This is a genomic window from Alphaproteobacteria bacterium (genome assembly GCA_037200005.1).
Taxonomy (GTDB): domain Bacteria; phylum Pseudomonadota; class Alphaproteobacteria; order UBA9219; family RFNS01; genus JBBCGY01.
Genome location: JBBCGY010000002.1, coordinates 303,575 through 328,663, shown reverse-complemented (window position 1 = coordinate 328,663; position 25,089 = coordinate 303,575). Strand labels below are relative to the sequence as shown.

Below are 25,089 nucleotides of genomic sequence, written 5' to 3'. Positions count from 1 at the left end.
GATGTCCACCGCCCTCCATCTCATACCGCCCGACGCGCCGGAAGCGACGCCGGTCATGGCGCAGTATATGGCGCTGAAGGCCCAGCATCCGGGAACGCTGCTGTTCTTCCGGATGGGCGATTTCTATGAATTGTTTTTCGACGACGCGGTGCAGGCGTCGCAGGCGCTCGACATCGCGCTGACGCGGCGCGGCCAGCATCAGGGGCAGGACATTCCGATGTGCGGCGTTCCCGCGCATTCTTATGAATCCTATCTCGCCAAGCTGATCCGCAAAGGCTTTCGCGTCGCCATCGCCGAACAGACGGAAAGCCCCGCCGAGGCGCGCAAGCGCGGCGCGAAATCCATCGTCGGGCGTTCGGTCGTCCGCATCGTCACGCCCGGCACGCTGACCGAAGATACGCTGCTCGATACGCGGCAGCATAATCATCTGCTTGCCATCGCCGAAATCGGCGGCGAGACGGCGGCGGCATGGTTCGACCTGACCGCGGGCCGGCCCGCGGTCCAGTTATTGCGCACGGAAGACATCGGCGCGCTGGCCGAGCGGCTGCAGCCCGGAGAAATCCTGCTGCCCGACGACATGGCCGAGCGCGAGATGCATGCGAGCCTCGCGCCGTTCAAAGCGGCGCTGACCCCCCTGCCCCGTAGCCGCTTCGACAGCGCCAACGCGGCCAAGAGATTGCATGCCTTATATAATGTCGGCACGCTGACGGCCTTCGGCGATTTTCGCCGCGCCGAGATCGCCGCGCTGGGCGCGCTGATCGACTATGCCGAACTGACGCAGAAACATGAACTGCGCCATCTGTCTCCCCCGCAGCAGGTGCGCCAGGGCAGCGTCATGGCCATCGACGCCGCGACGTCGCGCAATCTCGAACTCACGCGCAATATGAAAGGCGAGCGCAAGGAGTCGCTGCTCGCCGCCATCGACCGCACCGTAACCGGCGCGGGCGCGCGGATGCTGGCGTCGTGGCTCGCCGCGCCGCTGAACGAGGTCGCGGCGATCGATGCGAGGCTCAATACCGTCGAATATTTCATCGCCCGCCGGGAAAGCGCCGAGCGTCTCCGCCTGAATCTGCGGCAGAGTCCCGATCTCGAACGCTCCCTGGCACGCATCGCGCTTCAGCGCGGCGGGCCGCGCGATCTTGCCGCGCTGCGCGACGCGCTGGCTCAAGCCGCCGCGATGCGCAGCCATTTGCTCGCCATGCCGCGCGGCGAAATGCCGTCCTTGCTGGCCGAAGCGATGGAAGGGCTTGGCGATCACGCCGCGCTGGCCGATCATCTGTCCCGGGCGCTGAAGGACGATCTGCCGCTGCTCGCCCGCGACGGCGGATTCATCGCGCCCGGTTATACCGCGGCGCTCGACGAGCTTATGAGCCTGCGCGACGACGGCCAGAAACTCGTCATCGGCCTGCAGCAGCGTTACGCCCATGAAAGCGGCGTGACTGGCCTGAAGATCAAATATAATCAGGTGATCGGCTATCATATCGAAGTCACCGCGTTGCATGCCGACAAGCTGCACGACCGCAAGGAACTGTTCATCCACCGCCAGTCGCTTGCCAACGCCGCGCGCTTTACGACGGTGGAGCTTAGCGAACTGGAAAAGAAAATCGCCGAAGCGGCGGCGCGGGCGCTTTCACTCGAATTGCAGATTTTCGCCGATCTCGCCGAGATGGTCATGGAACGCATCGCGGCCATCCGCATGGCGGCGGCGTCCATGGCGCTGCTCGACGTGACGGCGGGCCTCGCGGTTCTGGCGCAGGATCATCGTTATTGCCGTCCGGTTTTAACGGACGGCGCGGATTTCTCCATCCGGGGCGGGCGGCATCCGGTGGTGGAGCAGGCGCTCGCGCAAACCAGCGCCGCGAGCTTCATCGCCAATGACTGCGATCTGCAGGATGCGCAGCGCCTGTGGCTGCTCACCGGGCCGAACATGGCGGGCAAGTCGACCTTCCTGCGCCAGAACGCGCTGATCGCCGTGCTGGCGCATGTCGGATCGTTCGTCCCGGCGGCGGAAGCGAAAATCGGAATCATCGACCGGCTGTTCAGCCGCGTGGGAGCCGCCGACGATCTGGCGCGCGGGCATTCGACCTTCATGGTGGAGATGGTGGAAACCGCCGCCATCCTGAACCAGGCCACCGAACGCAGCTTCGTCATCCTGGACGAAATCGGGCGCGGCACGGCGACCTATGACGGCATGGCCATCGCCGCTTCGGTGATCGAGCATCTGCATGACCAGAACCGCTCACGGGCCTTGTTCGCGACGCATTATCACGAATTGACGACGCTGGCCGAACGGCTGCCGCACCTTTCCTGCCACACCATGAAAATCAAGGAGTGGCAGAACGACATTATCTTCATGCATGAAGTCGTGCCCGGAACCGCCGACCGTTCCTACGGCATCCATGTCGCCAAGCTTGCCGGTCTGCCCCCCGCGGTCATCGCCCGCGCCGAAAGTTTTCTTGCCGCGCTGGAACAGAAAGAATCGGCGAAAGACCTGCCGCTTTTTACCGCGTCCACGGCCCCGGCGGTGCTGCGGGAATCGGTATCGCCCGCGCTGGATCGTCTCAAAAACCTCGATCCGGACGACTTAACCCCAAAAGACGCGTTACGGGAAATTTATGAGTTAAAATCGCTAGTTAAATGATTTTATTAAAGAAATTCCCCAACCCACCCAAAGCCCACCGGACATGCCCCTGTATTATCTGTGGATTATTTTATCGATAAGACCTGAATCTATGTAAATTGCTTTTATTCACAGCTTCGCGCGGCTAAGGTCGAAAACTCGTTTCGATGGCGATGCATTTCAGGAGATGAATATGGCTGAGCAAGAACCCTTGCCAATGGCGAAGCCCGCCACGACGAAAACAGTCAAAACCTACAAAATCTCCGTGCCTCCGGCGGCGGATCGCAATTTTTCCGCCATCCCGTTCTGGATCGGCCTCGCGCTATCGGTCGTATGGATCGTGCTGGTGGCAACCGCCCTTCTTACCGGCGGCGAAACCAAAAGCTTCGGCGGCGTGCCGCTGGTCAACTGGGCGCTCGGCCTATCCGCGCTGGCGTCGCCGATCGCGCTTATATGGATGGTCACCGCCTATCTGCAGCGCGCGAACGATATCCAGGTCGCGACCGACCCGCTGCGCAAACAGCTCAACCTGATCTTCGGCGAACACAGCATCGCGGAAAACCGCGTGCAGAAATTCAACGCCGCGCTCCGCGATCAGCTCGAACTGCTGCGGCAGGGCAGCACGGCGGGCGAAGAGGAAATCACCCGTCTTCTCCATCGCCTCGAACTCGAAAAAGCCGCCGTCAAGGACATCACCCGCCACAGCCTGGATCAGGTCGACGAAGCCGGGAAAATCACCGAAGCCGCCGAGAAATTCGATTCCATGCTGTCCACCCGGCTGAGGCTGCTTGAAGAAGTTGTCGAAAAACTGCGCGGCGCCAACAGGAGCATCGCCGACACCGCCGATACCACGCGCCTGACGCTGAACGAAACGCTTCAGGAGCTCGACAGCGGCAGCAAGAGCCTGACGCAGAGCCTCGCTGCCGCCAAGGCTGACGGCGTGGAACTCCGCGACCATCTGAAGTCGCAGGAAATCGATATCCTCAGCGCCGCCGGTTCCGTCAAAGCCGTGCTCGCGGAATCCGAACAGAGCCTCGAATCCCTTCTTGATCGTTTCGCCGCCGAAGCCGAAACCGCAAGCATCGCGCTCGACCGAACCGGCAAAGACGCCGCCGCGCAGACGCAGGCGCTGTTCGCGCAATCGGGACAGGCGCTTGAAACCGCCCTGGCGCGTTTCACCGCCGAAGTCGAGATCGCCAACGCCACGCTGGCGGGAACTGGGAAGGACGCCATCGCGCAAACGCAAGCATTGCTCGCCCAATCGGGACAAGCTCTTGAAACCGCTCTGGCCCGTTTCGCCGCCGAAGCCGAAGCCGCTAATGCCAAGCTCGCCGGAACCGGAGAAAACGCCATCGCGCAAACGCAAGCATTGCTCGCCCAATCGGGACAAGCTCTTGAAACCACTCTGGCCCGCTTCGCTGCCGAAGCCGAGTCCGCCAACGCCAAGCTCGCCGGAACCGGCAACAACGCCGTCGCGCGGACGCAGGCGCTGCTCGCGCAATCCGGGCAGGCTTTTGAAACCACCCTGGCCCGTTTCGAAGCCGAAGCCGAAGCCGCGAGCGCCGCGCTGACAAGCAGCGGCAAAAACCTTGCCGGCCGGACGAACGAATTGCAGCAGATCGGTAATGTCCTGCCCGGACAGTTGGCGAAGACCGCGGAACAGCTTCACGAAGGCATCGAACGCTACAGCGTCGTCGAGCGGGAACTCAAGACGGCGACCGAGCATGCCGCCGAACTGTTCGCGGGCCACGCCAAGAGCATCGAGCGTCATGTCGACGAATTCGGCAACCGCCTAGAAGCCAGCGACATTCGCATGACGCAGCAGCGGGAAACGCTCGCGGGATTGCTTGCCAAGGCCGTCGGCGCCGCCGGCGATGTCCAGGAGACGCTCCGCGCGGCCACGAACGGCCTCGCGGACACGGCGGAAGGCAGCATGGAGCGTTGCCACGCCGTCACGCAGCAATTGCAGGACGATGCGCAGAATTTAATCCAGCGCCTTGCCGAATCCGCGCGCCATTACGAAAGCGCCGTCGCGCAGGCAAGCTCTCATACCGGCAGCCATCGCGCCCAGATCGACGAGACGCAGCAGCGGCTCGGCGAGCTTCTCGAACAGCTCGAGACGGTCAGCGGACGCATCGGCGTCTCGGCGGCGCAAAGCGACGGAGCGATATCCTCCATGATATCGCGCCTGACGAACGCGCATCAGCAACAGGCATCGCTGGCACGCGACACGGAGAAAAATCTGGCCGCCGCATCCGGCCTGCTCGAGCGCAATGTCGACAGCCTCGGCGCGCGCGCAGCACGCGTCTTCGGCGATCTGGAACGCATCGGCGGCGATATGGAAGCGACCGCCGAGCAGCTGGTTGCGACGGCGCGGCAATCCGCCGGACAATTGCAAGAGTCGGGCATCGCGACGCAAAACGCCGCCGCGCAGAGCCAGGCCAGCCTGCAGCAATATCTCGATTCCATGGCGCGGCAATTGGCGCAATTGCAAAGCCAGTTCGCTTCGGCGAGCGAGGCGATCAAGGATCGCGCCGACGCCGCCTATGCGCAAATGGACGGCGCGGGCGGACGGTTCCATGAACTTGCCTCCGGCCTGACCGGCGAACTGGAAGGCGAAGCCGCCAAGCTTCAGGAACTGGTGCTGCGCTCCCTCAACGACATGGGAAGCTTCGACAAGATCATGCGCGACCGCCTGACCGTCATCAGTCACGGCAACGATCAATTGCAGACCACCGCATGGCAGATTTCCGGCGTAGGAGCCAAGATCACCGGCCAGTTGAAGCAGCTATGCGAAGACAGCGGCCGCCTGACGTCCGAAGTGCAGGACAATATCGCGCAGAATCTCGCGCGCATCGAAACGGCCGGCATGGCGCTGCAGCAGCATCAGAACGTGCTGCATGCCAGCGCGGATACCGCCGTGCTGGCGCTGGAGCGCACCGGCCAGGCGGTCGGAGAACAGACCGCGAGGCTCGACGAGCTGACCCGGCAGAACGACCGGCAGGTGAACACGCTGACCGCGCAAATCATGACGCTCGGCGAGAAGAGTTCCGAGACCGGCGACGCGCTGGAACAGCAAAGCGCGAACCTGGCCTCTCAATTGCAGCAGAATGTCGACCGCCTGCAGCACATGAGCGAGCAGCTGCGTCAGCACGCCGCCGCCGCTCTCGGCAATGTCGAGGAAGCGCATGGCCGCTTCGGCGCGTTGACCGAAGCCAGCGCCCTGCAAATTCAGGATCGCGCCGGGCAAATGGAAACCCTGGCGCAAGTCGCCGGAGAAATGGCGCGCGAGCTCGAACAGACTCTCGAACTGCCGCTGAACGCGCTGAGCGCCGCCGCGCGGCAGATCGCCGACGAGCAGCAGGCGGCCAAATCCGCCATCGAGAAACAAACCGACGATCTCATGGCCCTGTTCGGCAACCTCGCCGGAGCGCACGGCCATTCCGCCGTCACGGCGGAATCCGCCGCCGACCGCCTGCAAAACGCGCTGCAAACGATCACCGAAACTCTCGCCAGCTTCGACAAGAAAGCCGAAACCACGCTGGCGGACGTCCGCGACGCGGGCGTGAGCTTCGCCGGCGAAGCGCAGGCCGTCGCATCCGAGACGCAGCGCGCCGAACAGCAAATCCGCTCCGTCATCGCCGTCACCGGCGAACTCGCCGGCAACGCCCGCGCCCTGCGCGAGCAGGTGCAGGAAGAAACTGCCGGGATCGCCGACAGCATGGCGCAAATTACCGGCCATATCGACGGCAGCCATGCGCGGCTCAGAACCGGCGCTGCGGAAATCCTCGACGCCATCAGCCAAAGCGCGTCCATGGTGCAGCAGCAAACCGCCGCCGCGCTCGACCAAATCGGCCAGGGCGGCGCACAAATCCGCGAAGAGCTTCTGTCGCATGTCAGAACCTTGCGCGATCAGGCCCGGACGGAAGCCGCCTTGTTCGCCGAAAGCCTCGCTCAATTGCTCGGCCAATTCGACGGCGGCAGCGAGCGGCTGCGCAGCCAAAGCTCGGACATTCTGGAGCAGATCGAACGCAGCGGCGCGCTTGCCCAAGAGGAACTGGGCGGCGTACTCGACCAGATCCGGCAAAACACCGCGCAGATCCGCAGCGATCTCAGCGATCATGCATCGCAGCTGCGCGAACAGGCGCAGGAAGAAACCGGACTCGCGGCGGAGAGCCTCGTCAGGCTCCTCGCCCGGTTCGAGGAAAGCGGCGCGCGGCTTAAAAACCAGGCCGAGGGCGTCATGGGCGCCATCGACCGTAGCGGCGGCGCGATTCAGGAGCAGATCGCGGGCGTGCTTGGCCAGATCGACCGGGATACCGCGAAAATCCACGACCAATTCGGCACTTTCGCGCAAAAACTGCGCGGGCAGACGCATACCGAAGCATCGGCTTTCGCGGACACTCTTGCGCAGTTGCTCGGACAGATCGACAGGGGCGGAGAATATCTGCGCGGCCGGAATGCCGAAATTCTCGGGCAGATCGAGGAAAGCGGCAATCTGACGGAACAACGTCTTGCCGATATTCTCGAACAGCTTCAGCACAGCAATGCCGAAGCGCAAAAGAGCTTCACCGGCCATGCCGAAGAAATGCGCGGCCGGGCTGCGGCGGAAACGTCGGCCTTCACCGAAACTCTTGTGCAGTTGCTCGAAAAAATCGACAGGGGCGCGGAATATATGCGCGACGAGAGCACCGACATCCTCAGGCAGGTCGAGCATAGCGGCGCCCAGGTGGGGCAGCGTTTCGCCGACATTCTCGAGCAGATTCAGCAAAGCAATACCGACGTGCAGAACCGCTTCACATCGCACGCCGAAGAACTGCGCAACCGGACGCAAGCCGAAGCTTCGGCTCTCGCCGACGGCTTGGCGCGGATATTGGAACAGGCCGATCAGGGCGGGAAGCGCCTGCATGATCAGAATCTCAGCGTTCTCAGTCAAATCGAACAAAGCGGCGCCGAAGCCGCCCGGCAATTCGCCGGGGTTCTGGAGCAAATCCGCCAGAGCGACACGGAGATTCGCGGAGAATTGTCGGACCACAATCAGGCGTTGCGCGAACAGACCCAAGGCGAAATGCGCCAGGGACTGCGGGAAGTTCTGGAGCAGATCGACGGCGCGGAAGCCCGCCTGCGGACTCAGGCCGCCGACATCCTCGGCGCGCTCGACAAGAGTTCGCTGCAATTCGGCATCTCGACGGAAAGCACCGTGCAGACGATCCTCGACCAGATCGGCAGGCTCGACGAAACCGGCCTGCGCATGCATGCCCGGCTGCAAAATCTCGGCCAGCAGCTGCGCGAGGAGCAAACCTCGCTCGACGCCGCCGGCGCCACGATCGAACGGCAGACCGCGCAAATGGCCGAACAGACCACGACGGCGGCGCTGCAGCTCAAGAACATTCTCGAAGCCATGCAGGGCGCGGAAGACAGGGCGCAGAATCTCGGCGGCCAGGTCGCCGGGCAATTGCAGGGCGTCATCATCCATCTGCGCGAAGAGCTAGAGCGGCTGGGCGAACACAGCACGGCAGCCGTGCAGGCGGCGCAGACCATCGCGGCGAAAGTCGACGGTCATACCGATGATCTTCTCGCCGCCGCCGCGCAAATTCACGCGCAGGGCGACCAGCTGCCCGGCGTCATCGCCGAGGCGAGCCAGCAGATTTCCAACGCGGGAACCCTGCTGCGCGAGCAGACAGCGGAAACCCTGCGGCTCCTGGACGGCAGCGCCGGGAAATTCACCGACACGGCGGCGGCGAGCCAAGCCGGATTCGACCGGCAGATGCAGGCGCTGGACGCCACCGTCGAACAGGCGACGGGCGTCTTGCGGCAATTCGGCGAGCAACTGAGCGAACAGACGGCGAAGGTGCAGCTTGGCGGCGATTCCGTCGCGGCGGAGCAGCGCAAGCTGGCCGCGGAAACGGCGGCTTCCATGACGCAACTGGCCGAGGCCGCTGACCGGCTCGCCCATCTCCGCTCGGGCGCGGAAGCGGCGCATGAGCAATTCATGGGCAAGATCGTGTATCTCGACGGCCAGGCGCAAGCGACCGGCAAGGTGCTGGCGGTCGGCAGCCAGGCTCTCGCGCAAAACATCACGCAGCTTGGCGATCTCGGCCAGAAGGCGGAAGACCGCCTGCTGGAAGCCAGTCAGGGATACAAGGCGCGGCTCGACGCGATGCAGCAGACTCTGCAAACCCAGCTCGCGGCCATCGACGGCGGCGTCGCCTCGACCGCCGAACGTCTGGAGCAGCAAGCGAACGCACTGCGCCATGTCACGCTCGACGCCCATGCCGATATCGAGCGCCTGCTGGAGCGTTTTGGCGCGGCGACGGCGGTCGGCAGTTCCAATCTCGCGGACAAAACCCAGACTCTGCGCACGCTGGTCGAGGAAGCGGCGCAATTGCTGCTCGGCTTCGGCGCGACCTTCGACGCGCAGCTTAAGCACCTCACCCATGCGGGCGAGGCGCTCGGCCAATCGCAGGATTATCTGACCGGCACGCTGGAGCACAGCATCGGCCAGGTGGACACGCTGCAGGAAAAACTGGAAGACAGCCGCCGCTCCGCGCGCGACACCACCGAGCAGGTCGGCGCTCAACTGCAGAAACTCGGCGAAACCCTGCAGCAGCATATCGACCGGCTGTCGACGGATACGCGGCAAGCGGTGGGGCTGGTGCAGAATGCCGGCGCGAGCTGGCAGGATCAGGCCGAAGGGCTGGCCCATGTCGCGCAGCAGGCTCGCGGCGAGCTTGCGGCGATCTCCTACGCGATGGACGCATTACGCCAGAAAGCTGACGCGATGCGCACATCCATACGCGGCCAGGGCCAGGAACTGGTCAGTTCGCTCACCAGCGTCATCGAGCATATCGACGCCGACGATGAATTCGACAGCGACGACCCCATGGTCGGCCGCATCGAACGGGGGCTGAAGAAGATTAGCTAATCAGGCTCTATCTGATATCGGAGAAAAGAATGACCGGCATCCCCAAACAAGCGGACGAAGAAACCGGCCATGAATCGACCGGATGGTTCAGAGACGATGCGGCGATTATGGTTGTACGCCCGCTTCGATTGAGCCCTGAACTGGCCAGGGAGTCGGTCGAAGACGCGCACACAATTCTGCGGCGCATAAAATCCGGACAAAAACTCGAACTGTAATTTGCATGGCCCCGGCGCCGCCCCCGCATACTCGCCTCCTCATCCAGAACGATGCCGCCGCGATAGAGGCTTTCCTCGCGCCGCATACGCCCTTCGCCTATTTCATGCGGACCGAGAATTGAGCGCCAATACCCGCTCTCCAAATCTCTAATTTTTCTTCATATCGCAACGAGGCATGAGCGGGACTGGTGGATGGCAGCCGCCGGTACTCTAGCGTGGGGAACTCATCGGCGAGAGACGGCAGAATATAGCGGCGATAGCATTCTTCCGCTTTCGCGCCGTTGAAGAACACGCGCCCGATGTCCGGGTGCGAGCGGAAAAAACTCCGGAAGTCGTTCGGCTTTTCCGAGGCGCGGTCGATGGCGGAATCGAGGCTGCTTATGCGGATGCAGGATTCCAGGACATCCCATAGCGCGATTCCTCTCGTCTTGAGAGCCTGCACCCGCGCGTCATAAGGCAGAGACGGCGCGACGCCCATGATCTCGCTGATGATAGGCCAGAACAAATTGCGCGGATGGGCATAATATTGCTGTTCGCGCAACGACGCTTCGCCGGGCATGCTGCCCAAGATCAACAGGCGCGCGCTCGGGTCCGCGATCGGCAGGAAGCAATTGATGGCGGACGTATCGGGCATTTATTTTTGCCTCACAGGGCAAAAGAAAGTCGACCGTCCGCTCTGCACGATGCGCGTGATCGCGGGCTTACCGCAATGGCAACCGGGACATTGTTTATCCTCGCGGTCATAGACGGCGAAATTATGCTGAAAATAACCAAGCTCGCCGCCGCTTTGCACATAATCGCGCAGACTGCTGCCGCCCGCCTTGATCGCAGCCTTCAGCACCTTGCGGATCGCGGGAACGAGCGCGGCGATCTCCGCCGGTTTCAGGCTGCCCGCAAGGCGCAAGGGAGAAATTCCGGCATGGAACAGCGCCTCGCAGACATAGATATTGCCAAGCCCGGCGATGATCCGCTGGTCGAGCAGCGCGGCCTTGATGGGCGTTTTCTTGCCCTTGAATTTTTGCGCGAGAAACTTTGCCGTCAAATCTTTTTCCAAAGGCTCGACGCCAAGCCCGCGCAGCAATCGATGTTCCGGCAAATCTTTCAGCGCGCAGAGATCGAGCATCCCGAAACGGCGCGGATCGTTGAAGCGCAGCGTGCCCTTGTCGCAATGGATCACGACATGATCGTGCTTCTCCGCCGCCTTGTCCGCCGCGCCGACCACCAGCCGCCCCGACATGCCGAGATGCAGCAGCAGCGCGTCGCCGCCGCTAAGCTCGATCACGATATATTTCGCCCGCCGCCGCACATGCGCGATCCGCCGCCCGCGCAGCCGCGCCTCCAGCCCCTTGGGCATCGGAAAGCGCAGATCGGCGCGGTGCAGCACGGCGTCCTTGATTTTCGCGCCCGCCAGCTTGGCCTCAAGCCCGCGGCAAACGGTTTCGACTTCAGGTAATTCGGGCATTTGCGACCGCGCCGTTAAATTGCTAGAAAGCCATTATGACAAAATCACGCCACCGCACCAACCCCGAAGCCGAATGGTTCGGATTCGAGCATATAACCGCCGGAAACAAAGCCGAGCGCGTGCGGGGCGTATTCGATAAAGTTGCGGCGCGTTACGACGTGATGAACGATCTGATGTCGCTGGGCGTCCACCGCTTATGGAAAGACCGGTTCGCCGCGATGATCGCGCCGCGCGCCGGAGAAAGCATCCTCGACCTCGCGGGCGGCACCGGCGATATCGCCCGGCGGCTCCATCGGCGCAGCCACGGACAAAGCAAAATCACCATTTGCGATTATAACGCCGCAATGCTCGAACAAGGCCGCAACCGAATGCTCGATGACGGCTTGTTGCCGGACGCTTTCACCTGGACGACGGGCGATGCCGCCGATCTCCCCTTCCCCGCCGCTAGCTTCGACAAAATCTGTATATCCTTCGGCTTGCGCAATGTCGCGCTGATCGATACCGCCTTAAAGGAAGTCGTTCGCGTGCTGAAACCAGGCGGGCGGTTTTTCTGCCTGGAGTTCAGCCCCGGCGTCGCCGCGCCGCTCAAAGATATCTATGACCGCTATTCTTTCTCCGTCTTGCCCTGGCTTGGCGAGAAAGTCGCGAACGACCGCGCCGCCTATCAATATCTCGCCGAAAGCATTCGGCAATTCCCCGATCAGCAGGCTTTGGCCGCGCGTATGGAGCAGGCCGGGCTTGCCCGCGTCCGCTGGCTTGATGTAAGTTTCGGTATTGCCGCTATTCATTCAGGCTGGAAATTTTAACGAATACAGTGACTTATCGGTATTTGTAATCTTGTTGCGCTTTCCGCAACTTTTCCCCTATAACTGCTGCTCTATCAGGCGCGTCCGGGCGTTGCGGGGCCATTTTTTGAGCCGCCGCAGGGCATTGCCCGGCCGCCATTGTTAACGAAAGGAAAAAACATGCCCAAGATCAAGACCCATTCCGGGTCGAAGAAGCGTTTTCGCGTGACCGCGACCGGCAAAGTTAAAGCTGGCGCATCCAACAAGCGCCATTTGCTCCGCAACAAATCGCAAAAGATGAAGCGCGAAGGCCGCGCCGGTCAGATTTTGTTCAAGGCGGACGGCGATAACATCATCGCTCATTATCTGCGCAATTCATAAGGAGATAAGATATGGCACGCGTCAAACGGGGCGTCACTTCGCACGCCCGTCACAAAAAAGTCGTCAAACTGGCCAAGGGCTATCGCGGCCGCGGCGGCACCAATTTCCGCATCGCTATCGAAAAAGTCGAAAAGGCGCTGCGTTACGCCTATCGCGACCGGCGCAACCGCAAGCGTGATTTCCGCGCTCTGTGGATTCAGCGCATCAACGCCGCCGTCCGCGAATACGGCCTGACCTACGCGAAATTCATCGGCGGCCTCAAGCTGACCGGCATCGAAATCGACCGCAAACAGCTCTCCGAGCTGGCGGCGACGGAACCCGCGTCGTTCAAGGCGGTTGTCGATCAAGTTCAAGCGGCGCTCAAGAAGGCGGCGTAAGCCTCCATCATGGCCGAAGCGGCGCTCAAAGAAACCGATAGCCTGACGCGATTGCAGGACGAGCTCGCGGCGCGGATCGCCGCCGCCGCCAGCGTCGCGCAGCTTGAAGAGCTTCGGGTCGCCGCGCTGGGCAAAAAAGGCCAGATCACCGAGCAGATGAAAATGCTCGGTGCCCTGCCCCCCGAGACGCGCAAGGAACGCGGCGCGGAACTCAACCGCGTCAAAGACGCTCTCACCGCGCTGATCGAAACCCGCAAAGCCGCCCTCGCCGAATCCGAACTCAACGAGCGCCTGAAAACCGAGCGCGTCGATATCACCCTGTCGCCGCGCCCCGCGCAAAGCCCGATGACCGACGGGCGGGTCCATCCCGTCAGCCAGACCATCGACGAAATCACCGCCATCTTCGCGGCGATGGGATTCGCGGTCGCCGAAGGGCCGGATATCGAAAGCGACGATCTGAATTTCACCAAGATGAACATTCCGCCCGATCATCCGGCGCGGCAGATGCAGGATACGTTCTATTTGCCCTCGCAAGGCAGCGAGCCGACCATCCTGCGCACCCACACCTCGCCGGTGCAGGCGCGGACGATGCTGAACCAGAAGCCTCCCATCCGCATCATCGCGCCGGGACGCACCTATCGTCTCGATTATGACGCGACGCATACGCCTATGTTCCATCAGGTCGAAGGCCTGGTGATCGACAAGACGACGACGATGGCGCACCTTAAAGGCTGCATCATGGATTTCGCGCGCGAATTTTTCGGCATCGCCGATTTGCCCACGCGCTTCCGCCCCTCCTATTTCCCCTTCGTCGAGCCGGGCGCGGAAATCGATATCGGCTGCAAGCGCGAAGGCGGCGCGCTGAAGCTCGGCAATTATGATGACTGGCTGGAGCTCGGCGGCTGCGGCATGGTGCATCCGCAAGTTCTGCGCAATTGCGGCATCGACCCCGACGAATACCAGGGCTTCGCCTTCGGCATGGGCATCGACCGCATGGCGATGCTGAAATACGGCATTCCCGATTTGCGCACCTTCTTCGAGAGCGATGCGCGCTGGCTGAAGCATTACGGCTTCATGGCGCTCGACATGCCCGGAGTGCCGCGATGAAATTCACGCTCTCATGGCTCAAGGAGCATCTCGACACGGCCGCGACGCTCGGAGAAATCTCGGCGAAACTGACCGCCATCGGCCTCGAAGTCGAAAGCATCGCCGACCGCGGGCAGGAACTCGCGCCCTTCATCATCGCGCACGTGCTGACGGCGGAAAAACATCCCAACGCCGACAAGCTGCAAGTCACGACCGTCGACACCGGTACGGAAAAAACTGCAAGTGGTCTGCGGCGCCTCCCAATTGCCGCGCGGGCATGAAAGCCGTGCTGGCGCGTCCTGGCGATTATATTCCGGCGCAGAAGGCCAAACTCGGCAAGGGGCGTCATTCGCGGCGTCGAAAGTCAGGGCATGCTGTGCGGCGCGGGCGAAATCGGCGCGGGCGAGGATAAAGGCGAGCGTTTCATTATCGATTTGCCCGCCGATGCGCCGGTCGGCGCGAGCTTCGCCGAATGGGCCGGGCTGAACGATCCGGTGATCGAGATCAAGCTGACCCCCAACCGTCCCGACTGCGCGGGCGTGCGCGGCATCGCCCGCGATCTGGCGGCAGCCGGTTTCGGCAAGCTGAAAGCCCCTCAATGACGCGCCGGTCGCGGGGACGTTTCAAAACTCCTATTGAGCTTTCCATCGATCTGCCGCCGGGCGAAAAAGACGCCTGCCCGCTTATCATTGGGCGGCACATCAAGGGCATCAAGAACGGCGAGAGCCCGGCATGGCTGAAAAAGACGGCTCGAATCGATAGGCTTGCGTCCGATTTCCGCCGTGGTCGATATCACAAATTTCGTTTCCTTTGATCTGGCGCGCCCGTTGCATGCGTTCGACGCCGCGAAGCTGCGCGGCAAATTGCGCGTGCATCTCGCCAAGGGCGGCGAGGAGCTTAAGCTTCTCAACGGCAAGGTTTATACGCTGCAGCCCGGCATGACGATCATCAGCGACGACTCCGGACCGCTGGAACTGAGCGCGATCATGGGCGGCGAAAGCACCAGTTGCGAATCCGGAACCACGGAAATTCTTCTGATCTCCGCCTATTTCGACCCGATACGCACGGCGCGCGGCGGACGGGCGCTCGGCATCACCAGCGACGCGCGTTACCGCTTTGAGCGCGGCATCGATCCCGCCTTTTGCAAGCCCGGCGCGGAAATTTCCACCCCGGCTGGTTATGGAACTTTGCGGCGGCGAAGCCTCCGAACTCGCCATCGTGGGCGAAGAGCCTTCATGGCAGCGCGCGCTCGCCCTGCGCAAGACGCGCGGCGCTACCCTGGTCGGCGTCGATGTCCGGCCCGAAGAGCAAAGGCGCATTCCTGACCGCGCTCGGCTGCACGGTCGCCGACGAAGGCAGCCGCTTCGCCGTGCAGGCCCCCCAGCTGGCGTCCGGACATTCACGGCGAAGCCGATCTGGTCGAGGAAGTCATCCGCATTCACGGCTACGATCACATTCCCGCCGAGCCGCTGCAATTCCCGCGCAACATGGCAGCGGAAATCCTGACGGCGCTGCAGCGCCGGGGCGGATCGTCACGCCGCGCCCTTGCCGCGCAAGGACTGCTGGAGGCCGTGACCTGGTCGTTCATGCCGTCGCCGCTCGCCGCGCATTTCGCCGCGCCCGATGAGAGCCTGCGCCTCGTCAATCCGATTTCGTCCGATCTCGACATGATGCGTCCCAGCACTCTCGGCAATCTCATGCAGGCCGCGAAGCGCAACGCCGATCACGGCTATCCCGACGTGGGATTGTTCGAGGTCGGCCCGGTCTATCACGGCGCACGCGAACAGGATCAAAAGCTGGCCGCGACCACCCTGCGCGCCGGGCATACGCCGCGCCATTGGGCCGCGCCGGTTCGCGCCGTCGATGTCTATGACGCCAAGGCCGACGCCATTGCCGCGCTGGCCGCTTGCGGCGTGAAGACCGATGCCTTGCAGATCACGGCGGACGCACCGGACTATTACCATCCGGGCCGCTCCGGCTGCCTGCGGCAAGGCCAGAATATTCTGGCGAGCTTCGGCGAAATGCATCCGCGCCTGCTGGCCGCGATCGACACGACACAGCCGATGGCCGGATGCGAGATTTGGCTCGGCAATATTCCTTCGCCGAAAGCCTCGGCGACCGCGCGGCCCGCCTTGCATCTCGCCGCGCTGCAGCCGGTGCAGCGCGATTTCGCCTTCGTGGTGGACGCGGAGATAAGCGCCGACAAGATCGGCAAATGCATTCGCCAGGTCGACAAGAATATGATCGTGGACGTGAATGTGTTCGACGTTTACGCCGGAAAGAACCTAGGCGAAGGCAAGAAATCCCTGGCGCTTTCGGTGACGTTCCAGCCGCGCGAACAAAGCATGACCGACGAGCAGCTTGAACAGCTCTCCGCCGCCATCGTCGCCGCCGTCGCCAAAGGCGCGGGCGGGACACTGCGAAGCTAGGGCGGCATTAACCAAGGCTATTTCCACCCGCCGCCCGCATTTCTTGACGAAAGTAATGCCATGGGTTTTACTCGCGCCATGTCGCAAGCCAATCATATCGCCCCTCCCGGCCAGCACGTAACACCGGCGTATAACCGGCAGTATGTCATCTATGGCCATGCCGATGCCACGGAGCAGGCCAAGGAACGCGCGCTGCTCGAAGAAAAACTTGGCGAAGCCAAGACGACGCAGGACGGTTTCGCGGTTCAGAAAATAGAATTCAAACTCAGCAATCTCGGCCGCCTCGTCTCGCTGGAAACATTCCAAAGACTCGAAGGCAGCCTGAGCAAACGATGGCAGGTCAAGCCGACCTGCCAGGCTTGCGGCGAAGAAGTTTTCGTGCGCGGCACGACGTCGCTGAAAGTCAAACGAGCCTACTTCCATGCGGCAGAGGATAAGAAGACCCAGCCGAAAGAACGCTGCCCCTTGCGCGCCAATCTCGACGTGCGTCATTTCGTGGATGGCGGTCCCAGCGTTGATATGTCGGAGCAAAACCGCAGGCAATTTTACCAGCCCGAAGTCGTTGCGAAATTTCTCCAGGTGGCGAAAAATATTCTCGGCCGGGATTACAAACCCTATATTCCCGAGAAAATTCTGGAACGCGCCGACGAGCTTAAAATCTGGGGTCAGATTCACGACCCCCTGACCGCCCCCTTCCAGCTTCTGGCACTCGACGGCAATGTTTTCAACGTGACACTTCCGGGCGGCACGCGCAGCCAGATTTCCTTCATGCTGAATCAGCGATATACGGCGGACGACCGGAATAACGGCAATCCCGATCCGGGCGATATCCGGATGTACGCGCATTTCTCTCAGCCCATACGGCAGGGTTCTTCTAAACTGTACAAAATCCCCGGCCTCAGGCGGGAATGGCTCTCCGCCCGCAGGGAAATCACCAACCAGATTGACTTATTCGAGGGGCCGTCGCCCGCGAATCCTTCCGGCCATTACGGCAAAACCGCCGGGCAGGAATATATAGTCGTCAGCCGGGATACGGCCGAGAAATTATCGCGCCTGAATTACGCCGGTGTCAGCGCCGCCATGAGCCATAACGAAAACGTGCCTGAAATCATGCGCAGCCTCGTGACGCATACCGACGCCATCATCGCTAAATACGGGAACCCGGAACCCACGCCCCCGCGGCGCAAGAATAATCGGGCGGCGGCAACAAACTCCTTGCCTTCGAACAGCTGATTATTAAAATAGCACCCATTGCTCAATCGCCGGATTATTTGAAAGGAAAATGCCATGATCGTATCGCCAGAAAAATCAGTGAGAATTCATCCCCTAAAGACCGGCAGCTACATTAAGACGGAAAGCGATATGATCGCGGGCTTCCACATCGGCAGAAACGCGGTGACAATGATACCGCGCCCTGGATTCGGACTCCCGGCAAAAGGAATACCCTTAAAAAGCCTGCGTGAGTGCGAGCAATACAAAGATGCGCTTGAAGAGCAACGTCTGCTGCCTGACGTTTTCAACGTCGCGATCTCAGCCGCGACATGGGACAGGAAAAGCTTTCTTGCCGCCTTAAAAAGCGCGTCCGGGTCTGCCACGCCCAGCCCGTAATAACGTCAAGGCCACTTCACTTCCGGCGGCAGCGACATGAGGATCGCCTCGGTATTGCCGCCGGTTTTCAGGCCGAACGCCGTGCCACGATCATATAGTAAATTGAATTCCACATAGCGCCCGCGCCGGACCAGCTGGGCCTCGCGCTGCTCTGGCGTCCACGGCTCGGCCATGCACTTGCGGACGATAGCGGGATAAACGGCAAGAAACGTCTCGCCCACATCGCGCGTGAAACCGAAATCCGCCGCGAAATCTCCACTGTTGAGATTGTCGTAGAAAATCCCGCCAAGGCCCCTCGCCTCGCCGCGATGCGGCAGATAAAAATACTCGTCGCACCATTTTTTGAAGCGCGGATAGTAGTCCGCGCCGTGCTTGTCGCAGGCGGCCTTCAGCGCGGCATGGAATTGCGCGGCATCATCTTGCGCCGAGGCGCTTTCGGGAAACATCGGCGTCAAATCCGCGCCGCCGCCGAACCAGCTTTTGCCGGTCACGATCATCCGGGTGTTCATATGCACGGCGGGCGCCAAAGGCGAGCGCATATGCGCGACGAGGCTGATGCCGCCCGCCCAGAATTTTCCGTCTCCCGCCGCGCCGGGAATTTGCGCGCGGAACGCCTCGGAGAATTCGCCATGCACGGTGGAGATATTCACGCCGACTTTTTCAAATACGCGCCCGCGCATGATCGACATTTCGCCGCCGCCGCCATCGCCCGCCGCCGGATCGGGACGCCGCCATAGTTTGCGCTCGAAGCGGCCAACGGGCGCATCGCCGCCCAATTCGTCTTCCAGCCGCTCGAACGCGGCGCAAATCCGGTCGCGCAGCACGGCAAACCATGCGGCGGCTTCGGCGCGTTGCCGTTCAGTGGCCTGATATTCCGGATTAGCCATGGTTCCCCAATTGCCTGATCGCCTCTCCCGCCACCATCGCCGCCGCCATCGCCACATTGAGCGATCTTGCGCCGGACGCCAGCGGCACCGTCACGCGCAGATGCGCCGCCTGATGAACGGCCTCCGGCACGCCCGCGCTTTCCTGCCCGACCAGAAAAACATCATCGGGGCGGTAGGCGCAACCGGTATAGGCCATGCCGGCCTTCGTCGTCAGCAAAATCAGCCGCCGCGCACCCAGCTGTCCATGGAAATCATCCCAGCCGCGATGCCGGACGGGCGCGGCAAGCTGCGCATAATCCATCGCCACCCGCTTAAGCCGCGCGTCGTCCAGCACGAAGCCGCAGGGCTCGATGATATCCATCCCCAGCCCCAGGCAAGCGCAAAGCCGCAGCATCGCGCCCGTATTCTGCGGCATGTCGGGCTGGTACAAAGCGAGGCGGAGCCGGTGGGCTGAAATATCAGGCAGTTGCATAGCGCCGGATTGCCACAGCCTTGCCGGAATGTCCAATATTCAGGCGCAACCCCTTGACGAAACAAGGGAAACAGCGCAAAAGACTGGCAGGTTATTAGCCTTGAAGGTCCTTTATAATGTCCGATAGCGACAGCAAACTTGCCGGTCACTCGCCTTGTTGCGACCATGCCGCCGAATGCCCCGTCCAGACGCGCCGGGATTTCATGATCCTTGCCGGGGCGGCCATGGGAGGCGTCGGAGCGGCCATAACCGCCCTGCCCTTGATCGACACCATGAATCCCGCCGCCGACGCCTTGGCGCTCGCCTCGATCGAGGTCGATCTCAGCAAGGTCGAGGTCGGCCAGTCGATGAACGTGACCTGGCGCGGCAAGCAGGTCTTCATCCGCCGCCGCACCGCCGCCGAAATCGAAGAAGCGCGCGCGGTGAACGTGAAAGAGCTGCGCGATCCGCAAACCGACCAGGAACGGGTCAAAAGCTCCGTATTCGGCGGCAAAGACATGCCGGAATGGCTGATCGTCATCGGCATCTGCACCCATTTCGGCTGCATCCCCATGGGCCAGAAGCCGACCGACAATCGCGGCGAATATCACGGCTGGTTCTGTCCCTGCCACGGTTCGGTCTATGATACCGCCGGACGCATCCGCAAGGGACCGGCGCCGCGCAATCTCGATATACCGCCCTATGCCTTCATCGCCGACCAACGCATCAAGATCGGCTGATTCCGGAGTCTTAAAATTATGTCGCACCAAGAGCGCACGCCCTTTCAAAATCCGGTGATCGAATGGATCGATCTGCGGCTGCCCGTCTTCACCATGCTGGTGAAGGAATACGGCACCTTCCCGACGCCCCGGAATTTCAATTATCTGTGGAGTTTCGGCGGCCTGGCGCTGTTCATGCTGGTGTCCATGATCGTGACCGGCGTCGTGCTGGCCATGCAATATACCGCCTCCACGACGCTCGCCTTCGACTCCGTCGAGCGCATCATGCGCGACGTGAATTGGGGATGGCTCGTCCGCTACATCCATATGAACGGCGCGTCGATGTTCTTCATCGTCGTCTATATTCACATGTTCCGCGGGCTTTATTACGGATCATACAAGCAGCCGCGCGAACTGCTGTGGATTCTGGGCGTGCTGATTTTCCTGCTGATGATGGCCACCGCCTTCATGGGCTATGTGCTGCCTTGGGGACAGATGAGCTTCTGGGGTGCGACCGTCATCACCAATATTTTCTCGGCGGTTCCCTTGGTCGGCGACAAGATCGTCACCTGGCTATGGGGCGGCTTCTCGGTCGACAATCCGACTCTGACTCGGTTCTTCGCGCTGCACTACCTGCTGCCGTTCGTGATTTTCGGCGTGGCGTTCCTGCATGTCGCCGCGCTACATATCAGCGGCTCCGGCAATCCGCTCGGCATCGAGCCGAAAGGCCCGCAGGATACGATCCCGTTCCATCCCTATTACACGGCCAAAGACCTTTTCGCGCTGACGGTGTTCCTGGTTTTCTTCGCGGCGATGGTATTCTTCGCACCCAATTATCTGGGCCATCCCGACAATTACATCCCCGCCAATCCGGCGCAGACGCCGCCACATATCGTGCCGGAATGGTACTTCCTGCCCTTCTACGCGATGCTGCGCGCGGTGACGATCGACATCACCATTCCGTTCACCAGCATCATCATCATCTCATCCAAGCTCGGCGGCGCGATCTGCATGTTCGGCTCGATCGCGATCCTGTTCCTGCTGCCATGGATCGATCGCTCGCCGGTGCGCAGCGCCGTGTTCCGCCCGATATACCGCAAGCTGTTCTGGGTTTTCGTGATCGATTGCTTCCTGCTCGGCTATGTCGGCTCGCAGCCGGCGGACGGCACGCTAGGCCCCATCGAGCTTAAATATCTCGGCGTGCTGGGGCTGGTTTATTATTTCGGGTTTTTCGTCATTCTGTTTTTCCTGCCGAAATTCGAAAAGACCGAACCATTGCCGGACAGCATCGCCGCGTCCGTGTTACACTCTCCCACAGCATCGGAAACCAGCCGATGAAAAATTATCGTTATGCCTTGCTCCTCGCCGCCGCTCTCTTGTATGCGCCCGCGCTCATGGCCTCGGAAGACACCGCGCCGCTGCGCGAACCGGCGGGCGGATGGCATCATGCAGGCATCACCGGCACCTTCGACCGCGCGTCGTTGCAGCGCGGCTTTCAGGTCTATAAGGAAGTCTGCGCGACATGCCATGGCCTTCACCTTCTCTCCTACCGCAATCTCGTCGATATCGGTTTCACCGCCGATGAAGTGAAGGCGATTGCCTCCGGCTATCAAGTCGCGGACGGCCCCAACGACGAAGGAGAAATGTTCCAGCGGCCCGGCCTTCCCTCCGATCGTTTCGTCAAGCCCTTCCCCAACGACATGGCGGCGCGTGCGGCGAATAACGGCGCTCTGCCGCCCGATCTGTCCTTGATCGTCAAGGCACGCCACGGCGGAGAAAACTACATCTATTCGCTTCTGACCGGCTATGAGGAAAAACCGCCCGAAGGCGTGACGCTGATGGCGGGCATGTATTACAATGCCAGCTTCTCAGGCCACCAGATCGCCATGCCGCCGCCCCTGACTAACGACCAGGTCACCTATGCCGACGGCACCAAAGCCACCGTCGCGCAGATGTCCAAGGATGTCGCGACCTTCCTGACCTGGGCCGCGGAGCCGAAGCTGGAAATCCGCAAACAGACCGGCATCAAGGTCATTTTGTTCCTGATCGTCTTTGCCGGGATCATGTATGTCGTGAAGCGCCGCGTATGGCATAAGCTGCATTGAGCGATTCGGCTACTGGCCGCCGTTGCCTTCTCGCATCACATGGGCATATTTTTCATTTATATTACAATACCTTCATATGGCAGTTGACAATAATTCTTACTATCACTAGTAAGAATTTCCTTCTTCCTCATGATGAAGACCTGCCCTCCGCTCATGCAGTCCGCCGCTCATTCCCAGTTTGCCGAAACGCAGCTTCGACCGGTTTTCGAGAACGGCCGGAAAGCCTTCGCCGCGACCCGGCAGGAAGCATGCGCGGATACGCATAATCCCCCGCCGCAGAAAACCGTCGACGCGGTTCTGGCCTTCTCCGAATCCCTGCTGGGCCTGGAGCCGCAGCAGGATTTGCCGCCCGCCCGGCAAGCCAAAATCGGCGATTTCGTCAAATGGACGGTCTCGCTTCCCGAAACCTCTGCCCGCCGCCTGCTGGCTTCGGAACCAGTCGGAAGGGCGGTGCCGAGTCTGCGCTATCATTACCTGCGCGCCGAATCCATTATCGACCGGCAGGCGGTTAATGCCTACTTCACGCATGGATCGAGCCCATCCGCCTTCCAGGACTGGATGGATCGCAGCAGGGATTCCGTCCTGCTCGATCACTACCGCAGCCTCGTCGATTCGGAGATGAAGCTGCTCGGGATGCCGCGCATCATGCCGGGCATGAACGCGCATCAAAGCGTCGTTTATGTCAGTTCTGGCTCGGTGCCCCTGACGGCCATTCTGCTTCACCAAAAGACCGGCCTACGCATCACCTGCATCGATCCGTGCGAAAAAACCTACGACGTCACGCGTCGCCTTCTCGACCATCTCGGCCATCATCAGCCGCAGAAGCAGCAGAACAATCACGGCATCAGCCTGCTGTGCATGCAGCCGACGAAGTTCGATTATGTCACCAACCCGCTTATCATCATCGACGCTTCGGTCCCCAATCGTGAAGCCGTGCTGAGCCAGATATGCGCCAGCAGCAACACCTGCACCTCGATCCTGATCCGCAGCGCCGAGGGCGGCAACGAACTGCTGTTCCAGCCGTTCGACGCGGCCAACCAGCAGGCCTATGAGATATATCTGGTCAAGAAAACCAGCGGAAAATCCGGGGACGGCCGATCGCCTTACAACACCAGCCTGCTGTTCAGGCTGCCGCAGAAAAAATGCGATCCGAACGCCAAGGCCAATTGGGATTTCGGCCCCGAGAATCTGGAAGATATCAGCTTGTATCGCCAACGCCGGCTTTGGAGAAGCCAGGCGGATCAATCTCCGATTTAGAAAATTCATTTTACGGAAAGCAAATCACATGAAAAACAGCCCAACCGCCGCCGCGCAATCGATCGCAACATGGTACCGCGACTCCGCCGAAGAGAACGGCATGGAGGATGAGCATGATTATTTATGGCAGCGCATGATCGAAAAGCTCGGCGACCTTGATTTGACGCAGGCCGCCGTTCTCGATTTCGGCTGCAATCAGGGCGGCTTCCTGAGGCGGCTCTATCAGTCGCATCCCTACCGCCTCGCGGTCGGCGTCGACATCGCTCTCGAATCCCTGGCGCGCGCCGCCGAGAACAAAAGCGCGGCGCCGATCCGCTATCACCACGCCAGCGCTCCCGATCCCTGGCAGGAACGCTACGACTGCGCGTTCAGCCATGAGGTCGTCTATCTGCTGCCCGATCTCGCGGCCCATGCCCGGCAAATCCATCAAGTCCTGAAGCCGGGCGGCGTCTATTACTATGCCATCGGCTGCCATACCGAAAACCCGCTATGGCCGGCATGGACGAAGCTGATCGCGGAAACCAGTAATCTGCCGGTTCAGGATTACGCTCTGGACGACTATGCCCGCGCGTTCTGGAGCGCCGGTTTTGAAGTCAGCGCGCAAAAATACCTGATCGACGATTTTATCAAATTAAAGCCGGACAATACCTATTTTCCGCGCGTGATCGACAGCCTGAACTATCACGTCGATCATAAAATTTTATTCCGATGCAGGAAGACATAACGCCCGCCAATCGAACAGCACCCGTAACCGTTCTTTGAAAGACAAACGATGCGTAATATTTATGAATCCGCCGACCAGACCAAAGTCAAACATGTCATCGCAGCTTACCGGCGCGCGCGCGATACCGTGACGAACGCCTCCGATTTATCGCCGAACAATCCCCTCATCAGCCGCGACCTTTCCGCGCTGGTCGGCGCCGTTTCGATGCCGTTTAATCCCGCGGAAACCCGCGCTATTCTTCAGCATGACGATATCGCCGCCAACCAGAGCCGCATGTGGGAAAGACTATCGCAGGCGGAATCGGCCATGGAACTGTATGACAGCGCCGTCCTCAGCGGACGCCGCCTGCAGGATTTCCGCTATTTTGAAAACTATGACGGCCTGGTCGATGCCGAGCTGGAACAGCTCGGACGTCCCCGCCTTGCGAAACATGAAAGCATCGCTTTCGTCGGCGCGGGTCCCTTGCCGCTTAGCGCGATCCTCATGCATCAAAAAACCGGCAGCCGCATCGTTTGCCTCGACAACGACCCTGAAGCGGCGGCATTGGGCCGCGATTTCATCAAAAAATCGGGCCTTTCCTCCGATGCGGTTCAATATCGCTGCACCGCCGGCGAACATTATGATTATTCGGCCAACCCGATTGTTTTTATCGCCAGCCTGGTCGGCGATAAAAATAGCGTCATGCGGCAAATTCATGCCAGTCCGGGAAATAAAACCCTGGCCATTCGCAGTTCCGAAGGGGTTCATAAGCTGCTCTACAGCCCGCTCGAACCGCAAGCGGGCAATGGCCTCAATCTTCGCTTCAGGCGCGGCACGAAAGCGACGCCCCAGATCATCAATACGACCCTATTCTTCACCATGCCTGGAAAGCAGGAGACATCGCCCTCGCGGCCTGATCATAAGGCTCTATGGCAACCCGCGGGCTTGGTAGCAGGGTAATTTGGAAGCAGGGTAATAAGGACAACCCTTTAACAAGACTTGATGCCCGGTAAGCTTTCAGTAACTTTCTTGAACTAGGATTTCCCGGCTAACTCCCTTCCTAATCCTTTTGACCCGGG

Annotated in this window: 20 protein-coding genes and 3 pseudogenes; 19 read left to right on the top strand and 4 right to left on the bottom strand. The window is 61.2% G+C overall.

Translation table 11 applies throughout. The features are described from left to right. Position 1 precedes the first annotated feature (1 nt). The 3 genes from mutS to WDO70_11355 all read left to right on the top strand — a co-directional run bounded on the left by mutS (position 2) and on the right by WDO70_11355 (position 9,760). A complete protein-coding gene (mutS, locus tag WDO70_11365) occupies positions 2-2,641 on the top strand; it encodes a DNA mismatch repair protein MutS (GenBank protein ID MEJ0063760.1) in 2,640 nt (879 codons plus the stop codon). Between the two features lie 172 nt (positions 2,642-2,813). Then, complete coding sequence (locus tag WDO70_11360) at positions 2,814-9,545, top strand: hypothetical protein (GenBank protein ID MEJ0063759.1); 6,732 nt, start codon at positions 2,814-2,816, stop codon at positions 9,543-9,545. Positions 9,546-9,574: 29 nt separating this feature from the next. Then, positions 9,575-9,760 carry a hypothetical protein gene (locus WDO70_11355; GenBank protein ID MEJ0063758.1) on the top strand — a complete coding sequence of 62 codons (186 nt, stop codon included), beginning with the start codon at positions 9,575-9,577 and terminating at the stop codon, positions 9,758-9,760. A gap of 97 nt (positions 9,761-9,857) precedes the next feature. Here WDO70_11355 and WDO70_11350 read toward each other — a convergent pair whose 3' ends face one another. Further along, complete coding sequence (locus WDO70_11350) at positions 9,858-10,394, bottom strand: DNA-deoxyinosine glycosylase (GenBank protein MEJ0063757.1); 537 nt, start codon at positions 10,392-10,394, stop codon at positions 9,858-9,860. Further along, positions 10,395-11,222: a bifunctional DNA-formamidopyrimidine glycosylase/DNA-(apurinic or apyrimidinic site) lyase gene (gene mutM / locus WDO70_11345; protein ID MEJ0063756.1), complete on the bottom strand. Its 828-nt coding sequence runs from the start codon at positions 11,220-11,222 to the stop codon at positions 10,395-10,397. 35 nt (positions 11,223-11,257) lie between these two features. Between mutM and ubiE the strand changes: the two genes are divergently transcribed. The 10 genes and pseudogenes from ubiE (at position 11,258) to WDO70_11295 (ending at position 17,888) form a co-directional block, all read left to right on the top strand. After that, positions 11,258-12,028 (top strand): bifunctional demethylmenaquinone methyltransferase/2-methoxy-6-polyprenyl-1,4-benzoquinol methylase UbiE, encoded by a 771-nt coding sequence (ubiE, locus tag WDO70_11340; protein MEJ0063755.1) that lies wholly within the window; start codon positions 11,258-11,260, stop codon positions 12,026-12,028. Between the two features lie 159 nt (positions 12,029-12,187). After that, on the top strand, positions 12,188-12,388 hold the full coding sequence (gene rpmI, locus WDO70_11335) for a 50S ribosomal protein L35 (GenBank protein MEJ0063754.1): 201 nt from the start codon (positions 12,188-12,190) through the stop codon (positions 12,386-12,388). A gap of 11 nt (positions 12,389-12,399) precedes the next feature. Further along, positions 12,400-12,765, top strand: a complete 366-nt coding sequence (rplT, locus tag WDO70_11330; GenBank protein ID MEJ0063753.1) for a 50S ribosomal protein L20 — start codon at positions 12,400-12,402, stop codon at positions 12,763-12,765. Between the two features lie 9 nt (positions 12,766-12,774). Next, positions 12,775-13,872 (top strand): phenylalanine--tRNA ligase subunit alpha, encoded by a 1,098-nt coding sequence (gene pheS / locus WDO70_11325; protein ID MEJ0063752.1) that lies wholly within the window; start codon positions 12,775-12,777, stop codon positions 13,870-13,872. Further along, positions 13,869-14,453: pseudogene (locus WDO70_11320) on the top strand (hypothetical protein). The gene pheS and the pseudogene WDO70_11320 overlap by 4 nt, the downstream one beginning before the upstream one ends. A 150-nt stretch (positions 14,454-14,603) precedes the next feature. Next, a pseudogene (locus WDO70_11315) lies at positions 14,604-15,176 on the top strand (B3/4 domain-containing protein). A gap of 57 nt (positions 15,177-15,233) precedes the next feature. Continuing rightward, positions 15,234-15,287 (top strand): annotated as a pseudogene (locus WDO70_11310) (hypothetical protein). A 51-nt stretch (positions 15,288-15,338) separates the two neighbouring features. Then, positions 15,339-16,280 carry a hypothetical protein gene (locus WDO70_11305; GenBank protein MEJ0063751.1) on the top strand — a complete coding sequence of 314 codons (942 nt, stop codon included), beginning with the start codon at positions 15,339-15,341 and terminating at the stop codon, positions 16,278-16,280. A 60-nt stretch (positions 16,281-16,340) separates the two neighbouring features. Continuing rightward, positions 16,341-17,513 carry a hypothetical protein gene (locus WDO70_11300; protein MEJ0063750.1) on the top strand — a complete coding sequence of 391 codons (1,173 nt, stop codon included), beginning with the start codon at positions 16,341-16,343 and terminating at the stop codon, positions 17,511-17,513. Between the two features lie 54 nt (positions 17,514-17,567). Beyond that, complete coding sequence (locus tag WDO70_11295; GenBank protein MEJ0063749.1) at positions 17,568-17,888, top strand: hypothetical protein; 321 nt, start codon at positions 17,568-17,570, stop codon at positions 17,886-17,888. A 5-nt stretch (positions 17,889-17,893) separates the two neighbouring features. On the opposite strand, the gene hemF is transcribed toward WDO70_11295, so the two are convergent. Together hemF and WDO70_11285 are read right to left on the bottom strand one after the other, a co-directional pair. After that, on the bottom strand, positions 17,894-18,775 hold the full coding sequence (gene hemF, locus WDO70_11290; protein ID MEJ0063748.1) for an oxygen-dependent coproporphyrinogen oxidase: 882 nt from the start codon (positions 18,773-18,775) through the stop codon (positions 17,894-17,896). After that, on the bottom strand, positions 18,768-19,247 hold the full coding sequence (locus tag WDO70_11285; protein MEJ0063747.1) for a TrmH family RNA methyltransferase: 480 nt from the start codon (positions 19,245-19,247) through the stop codon (positions 18,768-18,770). The genes hemF and WDO70_11285 overlap by 8 nt, the downstream gene beginning before the upstream one ends. Before the next feature lie 116 nt (positions 19,248-19,363). On the opposite strand from WDO70_11285, the gene petA reads away from it, so the two are divergent. The 6 genes from petA (at position 19,364) to WDO70_11255 (ending at position 24,970) form a co-directional block, all read left to right on the top strand. Continuing rightward, positions 19,364-19,966: a ubiquinol-cytochrome c reductase iron-sulfur subunit gene (gene petA / locus WDO70_11280; protein MEJ0063746.1), complete on the top strand. Its 603-nt coding sequence runs from the start codon at positions 19,364-19,366 to the stop codon at positions 19,964-19,966. A gap of 18 nt (positions 19,967-19,984) precedes the next feature. Next, complete coding sequence (locus tag WDO70_11275) at positions 19,985-21,283, top strand: cytochrome b/b6 (GenBank protein ID MEJ0063745.1); 1,299 nt, start codon at positions 19,985-19,987, stop codon at positions 21,281-21,283. After that, on the top strand, positions 21,280-22,050 hold the full coding sequence (locus WDO70_11270; GenBank protein MEJ0063744.1) for a cytochrome c1: 771 nt from the start codon (positions 21,280-21,282) through the stop codon (positions 22,048-22,050). Before WDO70_11275 ends, WDO70_11270 begins: the two co-directional genes overlap by 4 nt. Positions 22,051-22,179: 129 nt before the next feature. After that, the gene (locus WDO70_11265; GenBank protein ID MEJ0063743.1) at positions 22,180-23,307 is read left to right on the top strand and encodes a hypothetical protein; all 1,128 of its coding nucleotides are present in this window, start codon (positions 22,180-22,182) and stop codon (positions 23,305-23,307) included. A 28-nt stretch (positions 23,308-23,335) separates the two neighbouring features. Further along, positions 23,336-24,031, top strand: a complete 696-nt coding sequence (locus WDO70_11260) for a class I SAM-dependent methyltransferase (protein MEJ0063742.1) — start codon at positions 23,336-23,338, stop codon at positions 24,029-24,031. Positions 24,032-24,079: 48 nt separating this feature from the next. Continuing rightward, positions 24,080-24,970, top strand: a complete 891-nt coding sequence (locus WDO70_11255; GenBank protein ID MEJ0063741.1) for a nicotianamine synthase family protein — start codon at positions 24,080-24,082, stop codon at positions 24,968-24,970. Positions 24,971-25,089: the final 119 nt, after the last annotated feature.